This is a genomic window from Mesorhizobium sp. 1B3 (assembly GCF_050958605.1).
Taxonomy (GTDB): Bacteria; Pseudomonadota; Alphaproteobacteria; order Rhizobiales; family Rhizobiaceae.
In genome coordinates this window covers 775,615-799,604 of record NZ_JBJHDO010000002.1, presented here as the reverse complement: position 1 = coordinate 799,604, position 23,990 = coordinate 775,615, and the positions used below count along the sequence as shown (strand labels likewise).

Genomic DNA, 23,990 nt, shown 5'->3' with positions numbered 1-23,990 from the left:
ACCATTGGGAGGATTGCGGTTGGCGCGAATGCGACCAGATTGGCGCAAAAACGTCATTGCGCCACGAATTCATGGAATCCGGGGAGAGCCAGAGCTTGGTGCTTCGGCCCAGCTCCGGACAGCACCAGCGCAGCTTCGTCGGTCGGGCCAGGCACCGGCTACGTTTGACTAATACTCCCGTTCGAAGAAGATGCCGCCCCTGGCCTCGCCATCCTCTGCCGCCGAGCCACGCAGCTTGACCCCGCGGCCGACATCGAGATCGATGGTGGCCCTTCCGGAGCCCGCGCGGTCACCCTTCTCGATCGACAGGTAAGTGCGGTCGTTCAGATATTTGCCCGCCGACACGGCAGTGTTGCCTTCGGCATCGGTCGTGATGTCCAGATCGTCCACACCGATGCTGTTGCGCAGGTTGTTGAGCAGCGAGGTCGGTCCCGAGACGCCGGCGAGTTGCGCGGCCGCCTCCGCGAGTTGGGCGATCTGCAGCGGCGACAGGTTGGACATCGAACGCCCGAAGATCAGCCGTGCCAGCACCTCGTCCTCCGGCAAAGCCGGACTCGAGGAAAAGACGAACTTCGGATCGGTGGCCGGGCCGGTGACCTGAACGGTGACGGTCGTCGTGTCGACTGTCGAATCCGCCGCAAGGTCGATATTGGGGATCAGCGAACCAGCGAAATCGAGCGTACCGCGACTGAAAGTCAGCCGGCGACCGAGGATCTGCAAGCGGCCGCGTCGCATGGTGAACTCGCCGATGGCCTGGGGTGCGGTCGCGGGCCCTGTGAGCCTCAGCGATCCGCCGAGCTCGGCGTCGAGGCCCCGTCCCTGGACAAAGATCTGCTGCGGTGCATTCACCTGGAGGTCGAGGCTCAGCCCGCCACCTCCGCCACCTCCGCTGGCCTCCCGCGGCTGGATCGCCTTCTGCTGCGCTATCACCGCCTTGGGCGCATTCCTGTGCTGGACGTTCAGAGACGCAAGCGAACCTGGCAGTCGCTCCGGAATGGTAATCACAGTCCGGCCGAGATTGAGCGTCCCACCGAGCGTTGACGTGCCGACGAGCGGCCCCTTCAGCGTAAGATCGCCGTTCATCGTCGTTGTGACAATACGCCCGTCCGTATAGCGGCCTTCGACGATCCTGACCGCGAGGTCCGCCGGGAAGCCCCTGGCCGGATCGATGCCGACAGTGCCGCTTCCCGAAAGCGAACCGCCGGTGGAAAGCTTTCCGGTGAGGCTGCGCAGCGTCGCGACGCCGCTGCCGACAGAAACATCCGCCGCGATGTCGTTGATCGCGATGCCCGACGCGGCATCCACGAGGCGGGCACCCGACGTCCGCACCGTGCCGCTGATCAACGGTGCCGTGGCCGGTCCGCGCACCTGAATGTTGACGTCGGCGGCGCCGGTCAGCGACATGCCTTGCGCGGCAAGTTGCCGGGTCAAAAAGGCAAAGGGAACCCTGCCCGTGAAATCGAGATCGAGCGTCGGCGTCCCGGCCGTGCCGACCGTCCCGCCGCCCCTGATGGCCAGCCCCGAAGCGTCTCCGACATCGGCCTGGAACTCGAGCCTGTTGCCGGAGAAGGTTCCGTTGGAATTGATCGTCATCGAGCCGAGGCCGGCTGCTGCCGTTTGCGCCGTACCGGCATTTGTCCACCGGGCCTGATAGCCTATTTGCGGTTTAGAGGCGGCGCCCGACACTCGGGCGGTGCCGGAGATGGTGCCCGTCGCGTTGAGTCCGGGCGAGAAGGCGTTCGCGGCGGCGGCCGGCAGCGACGCCAACTGGATGTCGAGCGCGAGCGTTTCGCCGGCCGTTCCGGACACCACGACGTTGCCGCCCGAGATGGCAAGCGGCAGCTTGTCCAACACGGCTTGGCCATCCCTGATGACGACGGTCGTTGCCCTGGCGATCCCGACCTTCATGCCGTTGACCGTCGCCTCGCCTGAAGCAAGCTCGATGGTCGTCTCGCCACTGGCGATCTTGATGCGTCCGGCAGCACGCGCCGGCATGGCGTTGACGGTCGCTCCGCCGGAAAAGCCGGTCCAATCGCCGTCGCGGGTCAGCGTTACGTCCACGCCGTTGATGGCCGTCGCGCCCGACGTTACCGAGGCGGCCCTTATCTTGCCGGAAATCGCCGGCGACGCGAGATAGTTGCTGACGGTCGCGGCGACCGCGACATCCTTGGCCGTGAGCTCAGCGCGCGACAGGGACGCTGTGGCGGCATCCAGCACGATCTCGGGCACGCCGTTCGCCCGGTGGAACCGGATTGTTCCGTTCACATCGCCGCTCGCTTCCTCGAAAGCGAGTGCGGCGAGCGGTCCGATGTCCGGCACCGTGAAGTCCACCGCGCCTTCCGGTACGAACTGATCGTCGAGAACGAGATCGCCGGTGATGCGGTTCTGACCGAGCAGGATCGAGAGACCATTGATCTCCCGCCGTCCATCGGTGGTCTTCAGCTCGGCCGAGCCGGTGAGCGCTTCGCCGGCGACATTGCCCCTCAGCGAGACCTTCGCCGCCGGATTAGCGACGTCAGCGACGCCCGAGGCCGTCAAGCTGAGACCGGTGATTGCTCTACCAGCCGCCTCGATCCTTTCGCTCTCCACCGACAGCGAGAGGTCCGGAGTATTTCGATTGCCGGTCGCGCCCAGCGAGAAAGTTATGGCTCCGGTCGCCCCCTGCGCCAGACGGCCAACATCGGCGAACGCGCCTTTGATCGCCGCCTCGATCGTGTCGCCGCTCAATGAGGCACTTCCGTCCGCGCTCAAGCCTCCGGATACGAGCTTGAGGGCTTCGACGAAAATAGCGCCGGCGCCATCGCGCTTGACGGTTCCCGACAGCGTCACACGCTCGCCAAGCGCTCCGCGCGCTCCCGCGGGCATGGCCGAAGCCGCAGCATCCGCTTCGAGCGCTAGCGAAAGACCGAAATCGGGCCGGGTGATCTCGCCCGATAATCTCGCCGTCAGCGCGTCGCTGGAAACCGAGCCCGACTGAATGGTGATCGCCGTATCCGAGACAATCGTCGCCGCCGCCGCACGGATTTGACCTGCCAACAGCGGAGCAAGCGTCTGGTTTTCCGTCGCCAGGGCATTGGCAGACACCTCGAGTGCCAGCGGCCCGCTTTGGGCGGCCACATCGAAGGCCTGCGATGAGAGCTTCGCCTCGACGCCCTGCAGCGTACTGCCCTGGATCGCGATCTGGGCGAGCGACGCATTAAGGTCAATTGCGCTCGCGTTGCGCGGGCCGGCAAGACGGGCGCTCACATTGTTCAGCATCAAAGAGAGTGGAGCGGCGGGATCGCCCAGGGACAACGCGACCGGGCCGGCGACCGCCTGTCCCCGGACCGTGAAGTCGCTCGCACCCTGGGCATCGAGGTTGCCTTGCGCCACCAGGTTGAACGCCGGCGACAGCACATCGGCCTTTTCGATCTCGAAGCCGCCTGACGTGCCAAGCAGAGCAGCGATATCGAAATTCGTCTCGCCGGCGAGCAGAGGCTTCAGGCCATCGGGCAGGAACCGGTCGAATGCGCCGTCGCCCTGGACAGTGAGCCGGCTGCCGCCGCCAACCGCCGCATGGGTCGCGACAAGCGTGCTGACCAGTGCGCCGTCCATCGAAATGGTGCCATTCCCGTTCCATGCCGCCGGAGGCCCCTCACCCGAAACGGCGACTTCGACCAACCGGCTGCCGGACAGGCCGAGCAGCCTGGACAGGGTCCCGCCCTCCGGCTCGTTGGCGCGGAGCTTGAGGTCGACCCTTTCCCCTTGTTGTCCGATGGTCGCGTCGACATTTTCCGCCGCGACGGCTCCCGCCACGAGCGAAGCCGCCCGAACCGTCCCAGCGACAGAACGCGCGCCGAGATAATCGGCAATGGTCGCGGCGACGGCGACATTGCTGGCCGACACGCCGGTTCGCGACAAGGTGGGGGCGGTCGCGTCGATGGCAATCTGCGGCACACCGTCGGCTCTGGCGAAAGTGATCTTGCCGGACAATTGGCCCTGAGCTTCCTGCTGTGCAAGCGCGGCGAGAGCGCCGATGTCCGGAACGGAAAGATCCAGGGTGCCTTCCGGCAGGAAATCCGCGCCCAGCAGCAGATCGCCGGTCACGCGGCTCTGGCCGAGGGCGACGGACAGGCCCGTCACCTCCCGGCGGCCATCCGTCGTCTTCAGGGACGCCGCCGCGTTCAGCGCCTGCCCGCGGTAGCTGCCCTTCAGCGAAACGTCCCCCGCCGGATTGGCGGGGTCGGCGATACCTTTCGCCGTAAGCTCGACGCCGGTGAGTTCCTGGCCGGACAGGCGTACTGCCTCGCTGGTGGCGGTGAGTGTCACGTCGGGCGCGAAGAGCTTGCCGGCCGCGTCGAGCGTGAACGCGATGGCCCCCGACGCGTCGGGGGCAAGGCGGCCCAGATCGGCGAAGGTGCCCTTCAACGCGGCAGTGATCGTGTCGCCGTCCTGCGCGAGACTGCCGCCCAGGGTGAGGTCGCCTGAATTGAACTGCATCGCCTCGACCGACACCGCGCCTTCCGCATTGCGCTTGATCGTTCCGGAGAAGGCGACATTATCGCCGAGCGCGGTCCGCGCCTCTATCGGCAGGGCTGACGAGACGATGTCGGTGGCGACCGCGAGCGACAAGGACGGATCGCGGCGGCTGATCTCTCCACCCAGCTTCAACCTCAGAGCGTTGGTGCGCACGTTGGCCTCGGCAACGCCGATCGCGTCATTGCCTATGTCCGCGGCAAGATCGGCTTCGATCCGGCCTGCCAGGAGTTGGCCGAGCGTAGGGTTGGCCGACGCGTAGGCTCCAGCCGAGAGATCGACCTTCAGCGGTCCAGTTCTGTTCAACAGGTCGAAGCCGTCGGAATGGACGGTGACGGAGATATCCCGTGCCTCTTCGGCTTGTGTTGTGACGTAGTCCAGTGTGGCCGTAGCATCCACCATCGGCGTGTTGCCGGCCCCGAAGACGCGTATGGTCGCGTTCCGGAGCGCGGCCTGCCCCGCTCCGAACGAAACGGGGACCGCTCCGTCGATCGCCTCGGCCTCCAGCGCGAAATCGCTCGCGCCTTGAGGATCGATCGTGCCTTTCGCACTGGCGCGCAGGGCGTTCGATTGCAGGTTGGCGCGCTCGACATCGATGCGGCCCTGGCTGCCCAGCAACCCGGCGATGTCGAAATCCGCCTTGCCTGCGAGCAGCGGTCGCAATCCTTCCGGCAGGAACCGCTCGAACGCACCATCGCCCTTGAGTTCGATCCGGCTGCCGCCTTCGACCGCGCTGTATGCGCCGGAGACAGTCGTCACCACCGAACCGTCGACGGAGAAAACGCCCTGCCCTCTCCAGTTCTCCGCGGGGCCGCTTCCCGAAATCACGATCCCGACGGGTGGCGCACCGGGCAGTTGCAGCAGGTTCGCCACGATCCCACCCGCTGGCTCGGAGCCATTGACAGCCACGTCCAGGCGTTTCTCCGAGGGCACGAAATGGATCGAAGCATCGAGCTTGCCGCCGACCCCATCGATTCGCGCGATCTTGAGGCTGGTCTGGATGTTCAGCGGATTGGCCAGGGCGTCGAGCGAACCTTGCGCCGAGAGCTTTGCAACGGTGCCGGCGAGGGCTTCGCCAAGCGCAATGTCCGGCAGTTCGATCCGGTCGATTGCAAGCGAGATCGGCAGACCGCCGCCACCGCCGCTCGTCCCGCTCGATATCGGCTGCCTAGCTACCTCGAGCCTCCGGACGAAGATACGTTCGGCCTTGAAGGTCGAAGACAGCAAGGGAAGTAGCGACCAGTCGACTTCGACGCCGCGGGCCACAAGCCAGGCCCCTTCGGTGTCCTCCACGACGAGGTGATCGAGGGTCAGCGGCCCGGCCCATATTCCGTTCAGCCCGCCTATCCTGATCTTGGTGGCATCGCTCGAAGCCATCGACGAGATCAGCGATGCGAGATTCTCGCGGCCGCGTTCGGTCAACGTGAAGACGGCGATCGCTCCGATGGCGAGCGCCAGCACCGCGAGGAACGTGTAGAGGAAATAACGCAGCAGCCGCTTCACGATCGCCATCAGAATGCCTGCCCGATACCTGCATAGAGCGCGAAGGTCGGGTCGTCCGGGTCGGGATTGAGTGGCACCGCCACATCGACCCGCAATGGACCGAAGGGAGTAATATATCTGAGACCCAGGCCAGCGCCCGCCTTAAAATCCGAGAAATCGGGGAACTCGGCTTCCGATACCGTTCCGGCATCGATGAACGGCACGATGCCGATCGTATCCGTCACGCCGATGCGCATTTCCAGCGATGCTTCCGCGAGAGAGCGCCCGCCAATCGGGTCACCGAACGCGTCCTTGGGTCCGATGCCCTGATAGGCATAGCCACGAACCGAGCCGCCGCCGCCGGCATAGAAGCGGCGATCAGCCGGTATGTCGGCGAGTTCGGCTCCCACGATCGATCCCAGCACTGCACGCCCCGCCAGCACGAACCTCCCGGCCTCGTCGACCGCCCTGTATGTGGAGCCTTCGGCCTTCACCTTTACGAAGCTGGTGCTGTTGAGAAAATCATAAGTCGGCTCGGCGAAGGCGAGCGCCCGGAAACCACGCTTCGGATTGAGCTTGTCGTCCCTGTTATCGAAGACGTATTGCAGCGGCGTACTGACCAGGAGGTAATCCTTCCCCTCCGGATTGAGCGCGTCCGTCACCTTCTCCCAGTCGACCGCAAGTTCCGCCGACAGTGTCTGTGTGGGAGAAAGTTCGTATTGAATGCCCACGCCGCCCCCGGTGGAAAAGCGGTCGTAGGCATCGGGATGTTCGTACACGGTTCCCAGTTTCGCGAAGAACTTCGAGTCCGGCCCGATCACGCCGGGCTTCTCGAACAGGATGCTGGCATTGTAATTCAGCTGGCCGAGATCTCCCCTGTCGCCGATGCCAGAAATCGAGCCGCCGATGCGCAGCTTCTCGGCGCGACCGAACAGGTTGCGATGACCCCAATAGCCTTCCAGGCCGAGACCATCCGTCGTGGAATAGCTCGCGCCGGCGCCATAATAGCGGAACTTGCGCTCGCTGACACGCAGATGGATCGGGATCGAACCGTCGGGATTGAGCGCTTCGGCCTCGCGCAGATTGATGCTGGAGAACACCTCCAGCGCGGCGAGCCGGTCGCGCGCCTCCCTCATCTCCTTCGGTGAATAGATACGGCCGGGCTCGAGCCCGGTCATGTAGCGGGTGAACTCCCGGTCGACCTGCTCCGTCCCCTCCACCGTCGTCTCGCCATAGGGCGCGATTGGTCCGGCCGCGACGGTGAGCGACACGTCGAGCGTGCGGGTCGCATGGTCGGCCACGATCTCGCGCCCGGTCACCTGAGCGAGTGGCCGCCCCTCCTGCCGCAGCGCCCTGACGATATCGCTTTCAGCCTTGAGGATGGCCTCGGAGCCGGCAGGCCCGCCCGAAATCAAGCCGAATCGCCCCGGCATCAGGTCGGCCGCATCCCCTTTCAGCGCAATGTCGCCCAACGTGAAAACCGCGCCGGGATCGACGGTGATCGTCACCGGGACGGGCTCTCCGGTGAATTCGGCGTCGGGAGGAATGTCGTCGAGCAGGCGCCCGCCGATGGCGATGTTCACGACGCCATCATATCGAGCGGCGCGAAAAAGCGCCGCGATCAACAATTCCCGATCGGCACGAGCCCTGGACAGTAGCCCGAGGGATCCCGAGACCGGTCGCTCCTGCTCGGCCATCAATTCGGAGGCATCCTCCAGCGTGTCCTGGAGATCCTCGTCGCCGTCGGTCACGGTGAGCGTCGCCGAGTAGCGCAAGGGATCGACGATGTCGGTATCCTCGTCGGAAGAGCCCCAGAGCCGGAATCCGAAGAGTTCGAACGCGGTCGCGGGCAGGACGGCGGCCGGCACCGCAGCGCCTGCCAACAGGGCCAAGGCAATTGCGCGCCCCAGGCCCCTTCCTTTTGCCACACCGAACCTCATACGCTTACCTACGCCACTCCATTATGTCCCATATAGACGCAGAAGCCTAAAATTGTTTTGACCCGCAATTCTGCAAGGAATTCAACGCACAAGTCGAGTCACACTCTCAGCTCTCGGGTATATGCGGCTCCGAGGTGGCCTGATTTCCAGCGCTTCCGCAGGGATTCGGAACGCATCGACGGCTTATGAAATATTCGATGCCTACCGACAATCCCGCAGATCAATTGGGATTGAAGGCTTCGAACACACATGCTTGCAGCAACTGAAAGAAAGTGTGATCAAAGCAGGGCTGCCGTTCCGTTCCGCGTTGACAACTTTTGGGCGAACTTGCGGGCCTGCCTTCCAGGAGCGGCTGCGAGGAGGACTGACAATGCGTGCGGCACTTGGTTTCTCGGCAATTCTCTCGACCTTCCTAGCGTTCGTCGCGCCTACCGTGGCGGTCGGTCAGGAGCGTTCGGTCGTTACCAGCGAGGGTGGCGACTATTTTGGTTTCGACCTGAGAACTGAACGGGATGTCACGCTCGACCAGTGTGAAGTCGTCTGCCTGGCCGATTCGGCCTGCAGGGCTTTCACATACAATGCCAAGGCCAAGTGGTGTTTTCTCAAATCGGACTACAGCCAGCTGAAGCCCGCCCCCGGTGCCGTGGCCGGCAAGATCGTCGATCTCTCGGGCGACCCCGACATCGGCGCTCCGGCCGAACTCGGCTTCATGCCCGCCTGGGTGGTCGACGAGGCCCGCTATTATCGCCAGTCGGTCGAAAGTGCGGGTCCCGGCACCGAAGGCCTTGCGGCGCTTGAAGAAGCCGCCGAGCAGGCTCTGAGAAACGGCGATCCCCGCGAAGCCGCCACGAAGCTGCGGGCCGCGGTGGCAATCTCCCCGGACGATGCGGCCTTGTGGAACCGGCTCGCCCGCGCCGCGCTCGATGTCTCGCCGTCCAGCGAGGCCGAGAAATCCGAGTTGCAGCGCGACGCGACCGCAGCCGCCTATACCGCCTATCTCCTTTCACGCACCACGGCCGTACGCGCCGAAGCGCTCGCCACGCTTGCCGCCGGGCTCGACCGGCGCGATCTGACGCGCCCCTCCCTGCAGGCTTATGAAGCCAGTCTTTCCCTCCTCAACGCGCCGGCGATCCGCGCCGAATACGAGGACCTTAAGGCGCGCAAGGGGTTCCGCGTCGTCGAGCATTCGATCGATTCCGATAGCGCATCGCCCCGCGTTTGCGCCCAGTTCTCGGAGGAGCTGGTCAAGGCCGGCATCGACTATTCGAGCTTTGTCACGGTGGATGACGGCGCGCCCAAGGGGATCGAGGCCAAGGAACGCCAGATCTGCATCGAAGGGCTCAAGCATGGCCAGCATTACCGGGTCACCTTCAGGCAGGGCCTGCCGGCCGCAATCGGCGAGGTCCTGGAAGCACCGGTCGTTCTCAGCATCTATGTGCAGGACCGCCCGCCCTCCGCCCGCTTCACGGGCGACAGCTTCGTGCTGCCGGCAAGCGCGCGCCGAGGCATCCCCGTCGTGACGGTGAACATGGACGTCGCCGACATGAAACTCTACCGGATCGGCGATCGCTCCCTTGCCCAGCTTTTGTCCGGCTACCAGTTTCTTCGCCAACTCGACGGCTACGACCTCAGCACCATCAACGACCAGATCGGAGCGCCCGTCTGGGAGGGCAAGCTGGAAATCGCCAACGAACTCAACAAGGAAGTGGTCACCAGCTTTCCGGTCGACGAGGCGTTGCCGGAGCGCAAGCCCGGCGTCTATGTGCTGACCGCCGCACCCGTTGACGACCGCCGCGACACCTGGGAATCGCGGGCCACGCAGTGGTTCGTCGTCTCGGATATCGGGCTTTCCACCTATACCGGGCAGGACGGCTTGAACGTCTTCGCGCGATCGCTCGGCACCGCCAAGCCGATTGCCGACGTCGAGCTGACGCTGCTCGCCAGGAACAACGAGATCCTGGGGAAGGCCCGAACCGACAGCGAAGGCCGGGCGATCTTCACTCCGGGTCTCGTACGCGGCGAAGGCGGCATGGTCCCCGCCGTGCTGATGGCCGACAAGGGCGGCTCCGACTTCGTCTTCCTGGACATGGCGCGGGCCGGTTTCGATCTTTCCGATCGCGGTGTCGCCGGGCGGCCCGCCCCCGGAGCGCTCGACGTCTACGCCTGGACCGAACGCGGCATCTACCGCGCCGGCGAGACCGTGCATGCGGCAGCACTTGCCCGAGACGATGCGGCGAAGGCGGTAGAAAATCTGCCGCTGACCTTCATCTTCACCCGCCCCGATGGCGTCGAGGACCGGCGCATCGTCAGCGACGGCGCCGCGATCGGCGGCCATGCGGTGGATCTGCCCCTCGCGGAAAACGCTATGCGCGGCACATGGCAGGCGAGCATTCATACCGATCCGAAGCAGCCGGCAGTGGCGCAGATGATGTTCCTTGTCGAGGATTTCGTTCCCGACAGGATCGAATTCGACCTCTCGGCCGACCGCAGCGGGATCGCCGCCGGCGAACCCGCCAACCTCACGGTGGACGGCCGCTTCCTCTATGGCGCCCCGGCGGCCGGCCTGGCGCTGGAAGGTGAGGTGACGCTCTCCACCAAGCGCGATTGGGATCGCTTCAAGGGTTATTCCTTCGGGCTCGCGGACGAGCAGGAAGGCGACGCGACCCGCATCCCCCTCACCGACCTGCCTGTCGTCGGAGACGACGGCAAGGCCGCCTTCCCCGTGGTGATCGACCAGTTACCGTCGACGACCCGGCTGCTCAATGCCGCCGTTGCCGTGCGCATGCGCGAAAGCGGCGGTCGCGCCGTCGAACGCAAGATCGACCTCGCGATCAAGCCGCAAGGCGCCATGATCGGTATCGCTCCGCAATTCGACGGCTCGGTGCCGCAAGGCGGCACGGCCGGTTTCAAGGTCATCGCGGTCGATGCCGATGGTAACCGCAAGGACGAGCCGAGCCTGGCCTGGTCGCTGGTCAAGATCGAGCGGAACTATCAATGGTACCGAAGCGGCAACGCCTGGAACTATGAGCCGGTCACCTTCACCAGGGCGGTGGCCGACGGGACCATCGACGCTTCCGCAACGGCCGAAGCCGATCTCAGGCTGCCGGTCGACTGGGGTCGCTACCGGCTCGAAGTCGAATCCGCCGATCCGACCGGCCCGGCCACGAGCTACGAGTTCGAGGCCGGCTGGTATGTCGAGGCGACCTCCACCGAAACCCCCGACGGCCTGGAGATCGCGCTCGACAGGGATGTCTATGCCGCGGGCGACGTCGCGAAGCTCCAGGTTTCTCCGCGTTTCGCCGGCGAACTGCTCGTCACTGTCGGCGCGGAGAAGCTGCTGACGACCATCTCGGCCAGCGTGCCGGAAGGTGGCGCGACCATCGACATACCGGTCGGCGCGGACTGGGGTGCCGGCGCTTATGTCACGGCGACGCTCTACCGCCCCGGCGAGGCCCAGGAGACACGCATGCCGGCCCGCGCCATCGGCGTGAAATGGCTGAAGGTCGATCCGGCGGCCAAGAAACTGGACGTCGCGCTAGGCACGGTGGAGAAGACCGAACCACGCAAGCCTTTATCCATCCCGATCACCGTCACCGGTGCGCAGGCGGCAGGCGACGCCTATGTGATGGTGGCGGCCGTTGATGTCGGCATCCTCAACCTCACCAACTACAAGGCGCCGGATCCCGTTGCCTGGTTCTTCGGCCAGCGCATGCTCGGCATCGAACTGCGCGATCTCTATGGGCGGCTCATCGACGGTTCGCTCGGGATCACGGGCAGGCTGCGCACCGGCGGCGATGGCGCCAGAATGGAGACTGAAGGCAGCCCTCCCACCGAGAAGCTGGTCGCCTTCTTCTCCGGGCCGATAAAACTGGGCGACGGGGGTAAGGCCACCGTCGAATTCGACATTCCGCAATTCAACGGCACAGTCCGCGTCATGGCCGTTGCCTGGACAAAGGAAGCCGTCGGCCACGCCTCCTCCGACGTGATCGTGCGTGATCCCTTGGTCATCACGGCGGGCCTGCCCCGCTTCATGGCTCCCGGCGACCAGGCCAGGATGACGCTTGACATCACCAATACCGACGCTCCCGCAGGTGACTATGCGCTGGCGGTAGAAGGTGGCGGCGAGATCGATGTCGACGCCGGCGTCCTGCCGGAGAGGCTTACGCTCGAACCCGGCAAGCGCCAGTCGCTCACCGTGCCGCTCACGGCCAGGCAATCGGGCGAGGCAGGCCTCGCCATTCGTCTCGCCAATGCCGAGGGGCATACCATCGAGCAGGTCCTTTCCTTGCCGGTTCGTCCGGCGGCCATGCCCATCGCCAGCCGGTCGATCGTCGGCATTCCCGGCAATGGCGGCAGCTTGACCCTCGACCGCGAGCTTCTGGCCTCCAGCCTGCTCGACGGGGCGACCGTCAGCGTCGGCGTCTCTCCGACATCGGCCTTCGATGTCGCGTCCCTGCTGATGAAGCTCGATCGTTACCCCTATGGCTGCGCCGAGCAGACGACCAGCCGGGCCCTTCCGCTGCTTTACGTCAATGAGCTGTCGGCAGGATACGGTATGGCCGGAGACCCTGAACTGAAGGGGCGCGTGCAGGAAGCCGTCTATCAGGTGCTCAACTACCAATCCAGCACCGGCAGCTTCGGCCTATGGTCCCCGGGCTCGGGCGATCTTTGGCTCGACGCCTACGTTACCGACTTCCTGACCAGGGCGCGCGAAAAGGGCTTCAACGTCCCGTCCCAAGCGATGCAACAGGCGCTCAGCAATTTACAGAACTCGTTGGCTTACGACCTCGACCTGCAGAGCCGCGGCAACGAAATCGCCTATGCTCTTTACGTGCTGGCACGCAACAAGAAAGCCTCGATCGGCGACCTTCGCTATTACGCCGACACGCAGATCGAAGCTTTCTCGAGCCCGCTCGCCATTGCCCATCTTGCGGCGAGCCTCGCTCTCTATGGGGACGCGGAACGCTCCGAACGGACGTTCCGGACCGCCCTGGAGCTCGCCAAGGGCGTGGAGAACGACTACACGCGCACGGATTACGGCTCGAAGCTGCGCGACGGCGCTGCCATGCTGGCGCTCGCCGCCGAAAGCAATCCGATGCCGCCTTCCGTGCCAGAGATGGTCACCTATGTCTCCGCGGAACGGTCTGCCCAGCGCTGGACGAGCACGCAGGACGAGGCCTGGATGCTGCTCGCCGCCCGTGCTCTCCGCGAAGGAAATGCTTCCCTCAGCCTCACGGTGAATGGAACGCCTCATATCGGCCCCTACTCCGCCCAGGTGACCGGCGAGGAACTGATTGCCCGGCCGATAACGATCGGCAATCCGGGCAAGGATGCCCTGGAGGCAGCCGTCACCACGGTGGCGATCCCAAGCCAGCCGCTGCCGGCCGGCGGCAATGGCTTCACCATCGAGCGCACTTATTATCGCCTGGATGGATCCGAGGTGAACGTGACTGAGACCACGCAGAACGAGCGTTACGTCGCCGTACTCCGCATGACACAACTCAACGACTGGGGAGCGCGCGTCTTGGTCAACGACCTCCTGCCGGCCGGCTTCGAGATCGACAATCCCGGACTGGTCTCCAGCGCGGACCTGTCGAATTTCGGCTGGCTGCCGCAGACGAAGGCCGCTCATCTGGAGTTCCGCGACGATCGTTTCATCGCGGCGTTCGACCGCGCCCAGGGTGACGCATCCGAAGTGACGGTTGCCTATGTGGTGCGGGCGGTGACGCCGGGCGTCTATGCCCACCCCGGGGCAACGGTCGAGGACATGTACCGTCCGGAGTTCTCGGCGCGCACGGCAAGCGGCATGATGGAGGTGAAGGCTCCGTAGGATCGAGCAATGGGCGCCCTGCGCAAAGCGGCATTCGCACTCGCTTCGGCCGCCGCCGCGGCGGTGCTGGCCGTCGCCGGCTTCGTTTGGGCGGACACCGCCTATCCGCCACCGCTTCCGACGCGGATGACGGTCTCCGCCGAGGTGGTCGATCGCGACGGCGCTCTGCTCAGGGCTTTCGCCACGCCGGACGGCCGCTGGCGCCTTGCCGTCGACCTCGACCAGGTCGACACTCGGTTCATCGACATGCTCATCGCCTATGAAGACAAGCGCTTCTGGGATCATAAGGGTATCGATCCGCTGGCGCTGCTGCGCGCGGCGGGGCAATTCGCGGGGAACGGCCGCATCGTCTCGGGCGGCTCGACCCTCTCCATGCAGCTTGCCCGGCTGATCGAGCCGCGCCAAAGCCGCTCGTTCGGGGCAAAGTTCAGGCAGATCTTCCGCGCCGTTCAGATCGAACGGCGTCTCTCCAAGGACGAGATCCTGGAACGCTATCTGACGTTGGCCCCTTATGGCGGGAACCTGGAGGGCATCCGAGCAGCGTCGCTCGCCTATTTCGGTAAGGAGCCGCGCCGGCTCAGCCTTTCCGAATCCGCCCTGCTCGTCGCGCTGCCGCAGTTGCCCGAGCGGCGGCGCCCGGACCGCAGCCCGCAAGGGGCAGAGAAGGCGCGGGCTCGCGTGCTGGCGCGCATGGCGAGCGCCGGAATCGTCGACCATCTGGAGGCGGAACGAGCCGCGGCGGAAGAACCGGCCGCTCTGCGGCGGCCTCTTCCGGCCCTGGCCGCACACGCTGCCTACGCGGCGCTGCGCAACACGCCGTCGAAGATGCGGCATCGGCTCACCATCCGCAAAAGGGTCCAGGAAGGGCTGGAAACCGTTGCCCGGGAGGCAGCCGCAAGGCTCGGCCCGCGGCTTTCGGTGGCGATGGTTCTGGCGGATTCGCGCACCGGAGAAATTCTTGGCGCGGTCGGCTCCGCCGATTTCTTCGATGCCGGCCGATCGGGCTGGATCGACATGACCCGCATCGTGCGCTCGCCGGGATCGACGCTGAAGCCCTTCATCTATGGCCTGGCGATCGAAGAAGGGCTCGTCGCCCAGGAAACGATCATCGCGGACCGGCCGGCGGATTTCGCCGGATACCGGCCGAGGAATTTCGACATGAGCTACCAGGGCGACGTCACCGTGCGTCAGGCCCTGCAATTGTCGCTCAACGTGCCGGCCATCAGCCTGCTCGACGCGGTCGGCCCGGCGCGCCTTACCGCGCGCTTCAGACAGGCCGGCGTCGACCTCCAATTGCCTCGGGGAGAAGCGCCCGGCCTGGCCATCGGTCTTGGCGGCGCCGGCGTCTCGCTGCGAGATCTCGTGCAACTCTATACCGGGCTCGCCAATGGCGGCCGGGCGCGTGCACTCCGGGATGGCAGCGAGCCGGACGGCGCGGTGCGCCCCGACGGTGTGGGTACCGTGCTCAGCGAGGCGGCGACCTGGCAGGTGGCCGACATGCTGGCGGGAGTGAAGCCGCCGGAAGGCGTCGCTCCCCGCGGCATCGCCTACAAGACCGGCACGAGCTACGGCTACCGCGACGCCTGGTCGGTGGGCTTCGACGGACGCTATGTGCTCGGCGTCTGGGTCGGGCGGCCCGATGCGGGCACAGCACCCGGCCTTTCCGGCTATGTCTCCGCCGCGCCGATCCTCTTCGCCGCCTTCGCCAAATCCGGTCTCGCGGCGGTCGCCTTGCCTGGCGCTCCGCCCGGCACATTCAAGCCGACGCGAGACCAGTTGCCCGTCACCATGCATCGTTTCGCCAGAGGCAGCGACGGGCTGATCGCGATCAAACCGACGGAACCGGCGCCTCGAATCGTGTTCCCGCCTGAAGGGGCCCACATCGATCTCGGAGCAGCCACGGCCTCTGGCGCCTCCCCGCTCGTCCTCAAACTGCAAGGTGGCCGCGCGCCCTTCCGTTGGCTCGCCAACGGCAAGCCGCTGGCCGAACTGGTTCGCCGCCGCACCGCTACCTGGATGCCCGACGGCGCCGGCACGTCGACCTTGACCGTTATCGACGCCGCCGGGCGGGCGGCGAGCGTGAAGGTCTTCGTCGAATAAACGTCGTTGCTCCGGCTAACGCGTATCAAGCTGCGAGCCTTACGTAAGCCCGAGAACCACCGCGGAAAGAGCGGCGTAACGCCCGATCTTGGCGATGGCGACGAGCAGCAGAAAGCTCCAGAAGGGTTCGCGCAAAACGCCGGCGACGACGGTCAGTGGATCGCCTATCACCGGCACCCAGCTCAGGAGCAGGGTCCAGCGCCCGTAGCGGCCATACCATCGCGAGGCGCGGTCGAGGCTGGCCTGGCCGGCGGGAAACCACGCTTTGTCCTTGAAATGCTGGATGCCGCGTCCAAGAAGCCAATTGACGATGGATCCGAGAATATTGCCGAAGCTCGCGACCGCCAGCAGCAATGTCACGGGATAGGCACCGGACAGAAGCAGTCCGCTCAGCAGCGCCTCGGATTGCGCCGGCAGCACGGTTGCCGCCAGGAAAGCGGCAGCGAACAACCCGCCATAAACGGCAATATCGCTCAAGCTCAGTGTTCGCCGTCACAGAGATCGTGGTTGGCGAGCGCCCTGATCACATAGCAGTCCTTGACCTGGCCCGAGCCGCAATGGGTGGAAATGCGTTCGAGTTCGTGCTCCAGGCGCCTCAGCTTCTCGATGCGGGCGCGCACGGCCTTCAACTGCTCCGCCGCTATACGATCCGCCTGTTCGCAGGGGCGGTCCGGATGCGCGCTCAGGTCCAGCAATTCCCGGATCGAATCGATCGTGAGGCCGAGGTCGCGGGCATGCTTGATGAAGGAAAGGCGGTCGCGCTCGGCGCGGCCGTAACGGCGCTGGTTGCCTTCCGACCGTTCAGGCTCGCTCATCAGACCCATCTGCTCATAGTAGCGGATGGTCGGAACCTTGACGCCGGTCCTCCTCGACAAATCGCCGATCGTGAACATCCCGAAGCTCCATGTAGCTATAGAGACTAGAGGATTAGTCGCCCCCCAGAAAAACCACAATCGAGTGAATTTGACGCAGCAACGGAAGCCAACGGACCAAAGGAAGGACGGCCTTCACAAGCGTCGAAGCCGTCAACCTGACCTTAACCATGGTGACCCAGGATGAGGGGAATGCTATGAGCGTCACTACGCTCCGTGCGGCGCCCATAGTCTCCAATCGGATCAGACGAGGTTCTGCATTGTTCCGAAATCCACTTCGACCGGCATTTCTGCTTGCCCTGGGCCTGTTGGCGACCGGCTGCATGTCATCGGGGCTGAGCGAGAAGAGGGCCATGCAACCCATTCCCGCGCGGCTCGTCGCGACGATGAAGGCGAAATCGATGTCGCCTGCGGCGCCGATCCTGGTGCGCGTCTTCAAGCAGGAAAGCGAGCTAGAGGTCTGGAAGCGCGACACCAGTGGACGTTTTGCATTGCTGAAGACCTATCCGATGTGCCGTTGGTCCGGGCAGCTTGGCCCCAAGACGCGGGAGGGCGACCGCCAGGCGCCAGAGGGTTTCTATCACGTGACGGCGAGGATGCTTAATCCGCGTTCCGAATATTACCTCGCTTTCAACCTCGGCTATCCGAACAAGCTTGAAGCGGCGCTCGGCTACACCGGTGATGCGCTGATGATCCATGGCGCCTGCTCCTCTTCGGGCTGCTATGCGATGACCGACGACGGTGTCGCGGAAATCTACGCGGTGGGGCGCGAAGCGCTGCGCGGCGGCCAGACCACGTTCCAGGTTCAAGCCTATCCCTTCCGGATGACGCCCGAAAACATGGCGAAGCATCGCAACGACCCGAACTATGCGTTCTGGACGAACCTCAAACAGGGCTACGACGCATTCGAAGTGACACGCCGGCAACCCAAGGTTTCCTATTGCGGCGGCCAATATGTCTTCAACGCGGAGTTCGAAGGCGGTGAGCCGTCCGACCCGCTTGCCGCCTGCCCGCCCAACAACGCTGCCGCAGACCCGGCCCTCGTGGCCCGCAGCCAGGCCGATCAACGCACGATCGACACGCTGCTGGCGGGCGGCGTCTCGCCGACGGCCCACGCCTATACCGATGGCGGCATGCATCCGTCTTTCCGCAAGCTCCTCGAGCAGAACGGAGCAAAGAGCCTGGCGCGCAGCACCTCCAAGACGTCTGTGCCGATCAGCCGTCCCGAAGCGGCATTGGCCGACCCGCACATGGTTCCCCAAACTCAATGAGCGACGCCGTCGACTTCCCCTGCTCGTCGCCCGCGCGGGCGCTCGCAAGTGGCCCCTCACTGTCCTGCCGGACATCTCTCCCCGCAAGCGGGGAGAGAGACGACGGCCGCTTGGATTTCGCCAATCGCCAACGGCAACGATTGGCGAAAGTGGAGACGAAAGCGGTCTTCTCCCCGCAGGCGGGGAGAAGGTGCCGGCAGGCGGATGAGGGGCTTGCCCAAACGGTTAAGCCTTGTCAGCGCTGACATGAGCCGATGAGGCCAGCCTGGCGATCAACCGCGCCAGGCGAGAAGCCGCATGGCGTTGGCGGTGACGAGCACCGTCGCGCCCGTATCGGCGAGGATCGCAGGCCAGAGGCCGGTGAGTCCGATCACGGTGGTCACCAGGAACACGGCCTTCAGGCCGAGAGCGATGGTGATGTTCTGCCAGATATTCACCATCGTCGCTCGCGACAGCGCGACCATGCCGGCGACATCGGCAACCCGGCCGTGAAGCACGGCAGCATCGGCCGTCTCCAGCGCGACATCCGTTCCACCGCCCATCGCAATGCCGACATCGGCCGCGGCCAGGGCCGGCGCATCGTTGATCCCGTCGCCGACTTTGGCGACGATCTCGCCCGCCGAGCGCAACTCGCCGACGATGCGCTGCTTGTCTTGCGGCATGAGCTCTGCCCTGGGCTCCAGGCCAAGATCGGCTGCAATCGCTTCCGCGGTAAGGCGGTTGTCGCCCGTCAGCATGACGGCGCCGATACCGAGTTGCCTGAGCGCCTCGATGCCCGCCCTGGCATCCTCGCGCGGCTCGTCGCGCATGGCAATGAGACCGGCAACCCGATCGTTCGCGAGCAGCACCGATACCGTCTTGCCCTCGCCGTTCAAGGCCGCGATCCTCGATCGAAGTTCAACCGGCAACGGCACGCGCTTCTCCGCCGCCTGAGGCGAACCCAGGAAAAGCGACGTGCCGTCCACATTCCCCACGACACCCTCGCCGCCGATTGCCCCGGCACCGACCGCCGGTGTCGGCTCGATTCCGATCCGGCCCGCCTTCTCCAGGATCGCCATGGCCAGCGGATGCGACGAGCCTACCTCCAGGTCGGCCGCGAGCCTCAGCACGTCCGCTGAGGAATGACCCGCACCGACGATGTCCGTGACATCAGGCCGGCCCGCCGTCAGCGTGCCGGTCTTGTCGAAGGCCACCTTGGTGACCTTGCCCAGGGTTTCGAGAACCGCCCCGCCCTTCATGAGCATGCCGCGCCGGGCGCCGGCCGAAAGGCTGGCGGCGATCGCCGCTGGAGTCGAGATGACCAGCGCGCAAGGGCAGCCGATCAGGAGGATGGCGAGCCCCTTGTAGATCCATTCGTTCCAGGTGCCGGCGAAGGCAAGAGGCGGGATCACGGCCACAAGCAATGCAACCGCCATGACGCCCGGCGTATAGTATTTCGAGAAACTGTCGATGAACCGCTCCGTCGGCGCCTTGGACTCCTGAGCCTCTTCGACGAGCTTGATAATGCGGGAGATCGTGTTGTCGTCGGCGACGGCCGTGACGCGCACACGAATGGCCGCGTCCTGATTGATCGTGCCGGCATAGACCAGGTCGCCCGGGCACTTCTCCTTCGGCACTGACTCGCCCGTCACCGGAGACTCGTCGATGAAGGTCTCGCCCGAAAGGATCGTGCCGTCCGCGGGCACGCGGTCGCCCGGTCGCACCAGTATGGTGACGCCGAGGGCCAGGCTTTCGGCCGGAACTTCGGTGAGCTTGCCCTCCCCTTCAAGAAACGCTGTTTTCGGCACCAGCGAAGCCAGGGCCTTGATGCTGGCGCGCGCGCGACCGGCCGCCACCCCTTCCAGAAGTTCGCCGACCAGGAACAGGAACACGACCGCTGCGGCTTCTTCTCCCGCGTCGATGACGACAGCGCCGACCGCCGCCACCGTCATCAGCGTCTCGATGGTGAAGGGCATGCCGTTCGCGGCAGCCATGATGGCACGGCGCGCGATCGGAACGAGCCCCACGGCCATGGCGGCCAGATAGGCTGACGAAGCGGCGGCCGGATAGAGCTTCGCCAGCACGAAGGCCGCGGCGAGCGCAAGGCCGCAAGCGAGCGTCAATCGCGCCTTGGCCGACGCCCACCAGGGTCCCTCCCCCGCGCGATGCTCGTGTCCATGAAGACCGGCCGTCGCGGGCCGAACGGTGTCCGCGGAATGGTGTTCGTGGTCATGCCCGCTGCAACATTCATGGTCCCCGTCATGGTGATGCACATGTTCGTGATCGTGAGCGGCGACGGGCTTGGCATCCCGAGATTTGGCACCCGGAACGATCCCGTAGCCCAGACTGGCCACGCGCCTCGTCAGCTCGACGAGATCGGCCTCGGCCTCATGCTCGACGACCATGGTCCCCGCCGCCACGGAGACGGACACGTTGTGGATACCCGTTGCCCGGCGCGCGGCCTTGTCGATCTTGGCGGCGCAGCTTGCGCAATCCATGCCTTCGATTCGGAAACGGGTTTTAACGGCATGAGCCATAGCGGCTGATCCTTCGGTGCAGGTTCGATTTCCCGCACCGTAATTCCTCTAGCGGCTAGAGCTTCAAGAGGGAAAATCACCTGACTTTATCGGGTATCCGAGGCGAAGCTTCAGCTTGGAAAGGTGCGGCCGATTAGGCTACGGACATACCGTCCGACTCGCATGGGATGACCGTTTGCCATGAGCAGAGCCTTTACCGCGTTCGCCTTCGTCGCCGTGCTTTCCGGGCTGCTGATGGCCCTCAGCCTGGCGGTGGCGCGGCATGGCTACCCCTTCGGGGCAATCGGCGCCCGACGACTCAACGAGCTCGCCGATCCCGCGACTTTGCTGCCGCTTGCGGCCATCTATTTCGCCGCGGCGCTGCTCATCATGATCCTGCCCATACGTGCAGCGGGCGCGGTCCTGCTCAACACCTCCGAGGTGATATTCTGGACGGTGATCGCCCTCTTCGCGACCATCGTTGGAGGCTTGCTGGCCCGCTGGGCCTTTGGACAGACCGACGCGCTTTGGGCGCTATGGAACTGGCGTTTCCTCTTCGTCGCAGCGGTCGTCGGATGTCACTTCGCGATGGACAGCTTCCGGCGCAACCTCCTGCTTCGCAGCCTGTTTTTCGTCGTCTTCTCCGCAGCGACGCTCGCCTGCCTGTTCTGGTCCTTTACGCTGTAGTTCAGGCCGCTTGAAATCAGCCGCTCATTCAGCTTCCGGGCTCGGCTTGAGCGAGAGTTCGCGACAGCTCCGCTACGCCTTTACAGCCTCCGATTGACTGAGAGTATATGAACCATATATGCTTCGTATATTCGCTAGTTTGAAAGAGATATCCATGGGCATCGTAAAAATCGACGACGACCTGCATGAGGAAGTCCGTCGGGCCAGCACAGTGATGTGCCGGTCCATCAATGCGCAGGCCGAGTTCTGGATGAAGGTCGGTATGCTGGCTGAAGCCAATCCGACCCTGTCTTTCAACGAGATCATGAAGATGCAGTTTGCGGCGGCGCAGGTGCGTCTCGCAGATCTAACGGTCGCCTGACATGGTGAAAACCCCGGACGAACTGGCGCTCATGCGCGTGTCGGGCAAGATGCTGGCGTCCGTCTTCGAGATGCTGGACAGGCAGGAACTCACCGGCATGTCGACATTGCAGGTCAACGACCTGGTCGACCGTTTCATCACCGTGGATCTTGCCGCACGTCCAGCCAGCAAGGGGCAATATGGCTTCGAATACGTCCTGAACTGCTCGATCAATCATGTCGTTTGCCACGGCGTACCCGGTCCGGACGAGATCATCCGCGACGGCGACATCATCAACTTCGACATCACGCTCGAAAAGGACGGCTTCATCGCCGATTCGAGCAAGACCTACCTGGTCGGCAATGCCCCGCCCGCCGCGAAGCGGCTCGTGCGGATCGCCCAGGAGGCGATGTGGAAAGGCATAAAGCAAGTCCGGCCCGGAGCACATCTGGGAGATATCGGCTTCGCGATCGAGCGGCATGCCAAAAGGAACGGCTATTCGATCGTGCGGGAATATTGCGGGCATGGCATCGGCCGCGAGATGCACGAGGAGCCGCAGGTGCTCAATTTCGGACGGCCGGGAACGGGCTTGAAGCTGCGCGAGGGCATGGTCTTCACCATCGAGCCTATGGTCAACCAGGGCACCCGCAAGGTCTCGACCGAAAGCGACGGCTGGACGGTCGTGACCAACGACCGGAAGCTCTCCGCCCAATTCGAGCATACGGTCGCCGTCACAAGAACCGGCGTCGAAGTCCTGACCCTCCGCCGCGACGAGACGCCGATGCTGGAACGCAGATTGTGATCATCGGTCCGCATCTGCCTTGAGTGAGGCGAAGCCGCGAGAGTACGGACCTCCAGGCACAGCCGTCATGACTGCTCCAATGGCGGCCCAGACCGAAACCGGGGCCGCCATCGGTCTCCCCCAAGAGGATTGCGAACCTGAGCCAGTTCGGTGCAACAGCCGCGATCCAAATCCGACGCTGCGCAGGTGCAGGAATTCGCAGTGCGGAAGGAATGCGGATCAGGCGCCGGATTGTCTCAGTTCTCCGAGGATGGCCTGCGCTCGATCGAGGCGGACGTGGCCTCCATCTCGCAGACGCGACACCACTGCATCGATTTCGGCACCTTGGGCTCCAGCCGCTACGGCAATGTTGCGAGCATGAAGTGACATGTGCCCTTTCTGAATGCCCTCGGCCGCGAGCGCACGAAGCGCGCCGGTGTTCTGGGCAAGACCAACCGCAACGATGATCTCCGCCAGTTCCTGGGCGCCCTTGACGCCGAGCAGCTTGACGGCGGCCTGCGCGACCGGATGGGTCTTGGTGGCGCCGCCGACGAGGCCGACCGCCATCGGCAACTCCATCGTGCCGACGAGATTGCCCGCCGCGTCTTTTTCGTAATGCGACAGCGAGGTGTAGCGACCGCTCGCGGCGGCGTGCGAATGCGCGCCCGCTTCCACGGCGCGCGTGTCGTTGCCGGTCGCCAGCACCACGGCGGTAATACCGTTCATGATGCCTTTGTTGTGAGTTGCCGCCCGGTAGGGATCGGCGGCGGCGAAGGCATAGGCGTCGATGATGCCGTCGACCACGTCCGGGCCGCCGAGGGCCTGGCAGTCATAGGTGGCACGCACGCGCGCCAGCCGCAGGTCCGCCTTGTTGGAAAGAATGCGCAAGCGCACGCGGGCGCCGGCGATCTCCGAGACGAGCGGAGCCAGCGCTTCGGCCATCGTGTTGACTGCATTCGCCCCCATCGCGTCGCGCACGTCGACGATTAGGTGGAGCACGACATAAGTCCGGCCGTCGGCCTCGACGAGGCGAATCTCGATGTCCTTCGCGCCGCCACCGAGCTTCACCAACAGCGGATCCTGCTCGTTGGCGAGCGCGATGATATCGCTACGCCGCTCGTAGAGCCTGAGGCGCGCACCATGCGGGTCCTTGGCGCCGACGAGTTGGATCTGCGCAATCATGATCGGCTGGTCGCTCGACGTGTGGAAGCCGCCGTGGATCCGCGCGACGGAGGCCATGTTGCTCGCCGCCGCGACCACGGAGGGCTCCTCCGTCGCCATAGGGATCAGATAATCGCGTCCGTTGATGGTGAAATTCGCCGCGACGCCGAGCGGAATGGACAAGGTGCCGACCACGTTCTCGATCATGCGATCGGCGATCGACAGCATGCTGCCTTCCGTCGCCGCCAGGCTCGCGAGTTCGCTAGCGGGTAGCCCGGTGCGCTCGACGATGGCCTTGAAGCGATCCGGGGGCGAAAGTTTGTAGAACCCCGGAATGCGGCTGTTGACGGACATGAAGCGTATCTCCCTGCAATTCACTTTTGCGGGAAGCTAGGCGGCACTCTGCTTGGAGGACAATGTGCAGGGACCACACCCTCGGGGTACGTGCCTGTGGCTTCGCCACACGAGGTGGCGCCCGTTCGCCAGAGCCATTCCAGCAAAGATGCGTAGCGGAAT

Annotated in this window: 12 protein-coding genes; 6 read left to right on the top strand and 6 right to left on the bottom strand. The window is 64.9% G+C overall.

What is annotated here, in order from left to right:
• Positions 1–168 precede the first annotated feature (168 nt).
• Positions 169–6,027, bottom strand: a complete 5,859-nt coding sequence (locus ACCO56_RS08705) for a translocation/assembly module TamB domain-containing protein (protein WP_433639623.1) — start codon at positions 6,025–6,027, stop codon at positions 169–171.
• Complete coding sequence (locus tag ACCO56_RS08700; protein ID WP_433639621.1) at positions 6,027–7,937, bottom strand: autotransporter assembly complex protein TamA; 1,911 nt, start codon at positions 7,935–7,937, stop codon at positions 6,027–6,029. Before ACCO56_RS08700 ends, ACCO56_RS08705 begins: the two co-directional genes overlap by 1 nt.
• Before the next feature lie 364 nt (positions 7,938–8,301).
• On the opposite strand from ACCO56_RS08700, the gene ACCO56_RS08695 reads away from it, so the two are divergent.
• Positions 8,302–13,767, top strand: a complete 5,466-nt coding sequence (locus ACCO56_RS08695) for an alpha-2-macroglobulin family protein (RefSeq protein ID WP_433639846.1) — start codon at positions 8,302–8,304, stop codon at positions 13,765–13,767.
• A gap of 9 nt (positions 13,768–13,776) precedes the next feature.
• The gene (pbpC, locus tag ACCO56_RS08690) at positions 13,777–15,867 is read left to right on the top strand and encodes a penicillin-binding protein 1C (RefSeq protein WP_433639620.1); all 2,091 of its coding nucleotides are present in this window, start codon (positions 13,777–13,779) and stop codon (positions 15,865–15,867) included.
• Between the two features lie 39 nt (positions 15,868–15,906).
• Here pbpC and ACCO56_RS08685 read toward each other — a convergent pair whose 3' ends face one another.
• Both ACCO56_RS08685 and ACCO56_RS08680 read right to left on the bottom strand, forming a co-directional pair.
• Positions 15,907–16,344 (bottom strand): YqaA family protein, encoded by a 438-nt coding sequence (locus ACCO56_RS08685; RefSeq protein ID WP_433639618.1) that lies wholly within the window; start codon positions 16,342–16,344, stop codon positions 15,907–15,909.
• 2 nt (positions 16,345–16,346) lie between these two features.
• On the bottom strand, positions 16,347–16,760 hold the full coding sequence (locus ACCO56_RS08680) for a MerR family transcriptional regulator (RefSeq protein ID WP_433639616.1): 414 nt from the start codon (positions 16,758–16,760) through the stop codon (positions 16,347–16,349).
• 302 nt (positions 16,761–17,062) lie between these two features.
• On the opposite strand from ACCO56_RS08680, the gene ACCO56_RS08675 reads away from it, so the two are divergent.
• A complete protein-coding gene (locus tag ACCO56_RS08675) occupies positions 17,063–18,010 on the top strand; it encodes a L,D-transpeptidase family protein (RefSeq protein ID WP_433639614.1) in 948 nt (315 codons plus the stop codon).
• Positions 18,011–18,282: 272 nt separating this feature from the next.
• On the opposite strand, the gene ACCO56_RS08670 is transcribed toward ACCO56_RS08675, so the two are convergent.
• The gene (locus ACCO56_RS08670) at positions 18,283–20,526 is read right to left on the bottom strand and encodes a heavy metal translocating P-type ATPase (RefSeq protein WP_433639612.1); all 2,244 of its coding nucleotides are present in this window, start codon (positions 20,524–20,526) and stop codon (positions 18,283–18,285) included.
• Between the two features lie 180 nt (positions 20,527–20,706).
• On the opposite strand from ACCO56_RS08670, the gene ACCO56_RS08665 reads away from it, so the two are divergent.
• From ACCO56_RS08665 to map, 3 genes are all read left to right on the top strand, one after another.
• Entirely contained in the window at positions 20,707–21,192 is a 486-nt protein-coding gene (locus ACCO56_RS08665) for a hypothetical protein (RefSeq protein WP_433639610.1), read from the top strand.
• A 154-nt stretch (positions 21,193–21,346) separates the two neighbouring features.
• On the top strand, positions 21,347–21,553 hold the full coding sequence (locus ACCO56_RS08660; RefSeq protein ID WP_433639608.1) for a ParD-like family protein: 207 nt from the start codon (positions 21,347–21,349) through the stop codon (positions 21,551–21,553).
• 1 nt (position 21,554) lies between these two features.
• Positions 21,555–22,334 (top strand): type I methionyl aminopeptidase, encoded by a 780-nt coding sequence (gene map / locus ACCO56_RS08655; RefSeq protein WP_433639606.1) that lies wholly within the window; start codon positions 21,555–21,557, stop codon positions 22,332–22,334.
• Positions 22,335–22,553: 219 nt separating this feature from the next.
• On the opposite strand, the gene ACCO56_RS08650 is transcribed toward map, so the two are convergent.
• The gene (locus ACCO56_RS08650; protein ID WP_433639605.1) at positions 22,554–23,828 is read right to left on the bottom strand and encodes a hydroxymethylglutaryl-CoA reductase, degradative; all 1,275 of its coding nucleotides are present in this window, start codon (positions 23,826–23,828) and stop codon (positions 22,554–22,556) included.
• Between the last annotated feature and the right edge of the window lie 162 nt (positions 23,829–23,990).

Excerpts from the sequence above, each read along its gene's own strand:
- ACCO56_RS08705 (WP_433639623.1), bottom strand. The coding sequence starts at position 6,027 with ATGGCGATCGTGAAGCGGCTGCTGCGTTATTTCCTCTACACGTTCCTC.
- ACCO56_RS08700 (WP_433639621.1), bottom strand. The coding sequence starts at position 7,937 with ATGAGGTTCGGTGTGGCAAAAGGAAGGGGCCTGGGGCGCGCAATTGCC.
- pbpC (WP_433639620.1), top strand. The coding sequence starts at position 13,777 with ATGGGCGCCCTGCGCAAAGCGGCATTCGCACTCGCTTCGGCCGCCGCC.
- ACCO56_RS08680 (WP_433639616.1), bottom strand. The coding sequence starts at position 16,760 with ATGTTCACGATCGGCGATTTGTCGAGGAGGACCGGCGTCAAGGTTCCG.
- ACCO56_RS08675 (WP_433639614.1), top strand. The coding sequence starts at position 17,063 with ATGTCATCGGGGCTGAGCGAGAAGAGGGCCATGCAACCCATTCCCGCG.
- ACCO56_RS08670 (WP_433639612.1), bottom strand. The coding sequence starts at position 20,526 with ATGGCTCATGCCGTTAAAACCCGTTTCCGAATCGAAGGCATGGATTGC.
- ACCO56_RS08665 (WP_433639610.1), top strand. The coding sequence starts at position 20,707 with ATGAGCAGAGCCTTTACCGCGTTCGCCTTCGTCGCCGTGCTTTCCGGG.
- ACCO56_RS08660 (WP_433639608.1), top strand. The coding sequence starts at position 21,347 with ATGGGCATCGTAAAAATCGACGACGACCTGCATGAGGAAGTCCGTCGG.
- map (WP_433639606.1), top strand. The coding sequence starts at position 21,555 with ATGGTGAAAACCCCGGACGAACTGGCGCTCATGCGCGTGTCGGGCAAG.
- ACCO56_RS08650 (WP_433639605.1), bottom strand. The coding sequence starts at position 23,828 with ATGTCCGTCAACAGCCGCATTCCGGGGTTCTACAAACTTTCGCCCCCG.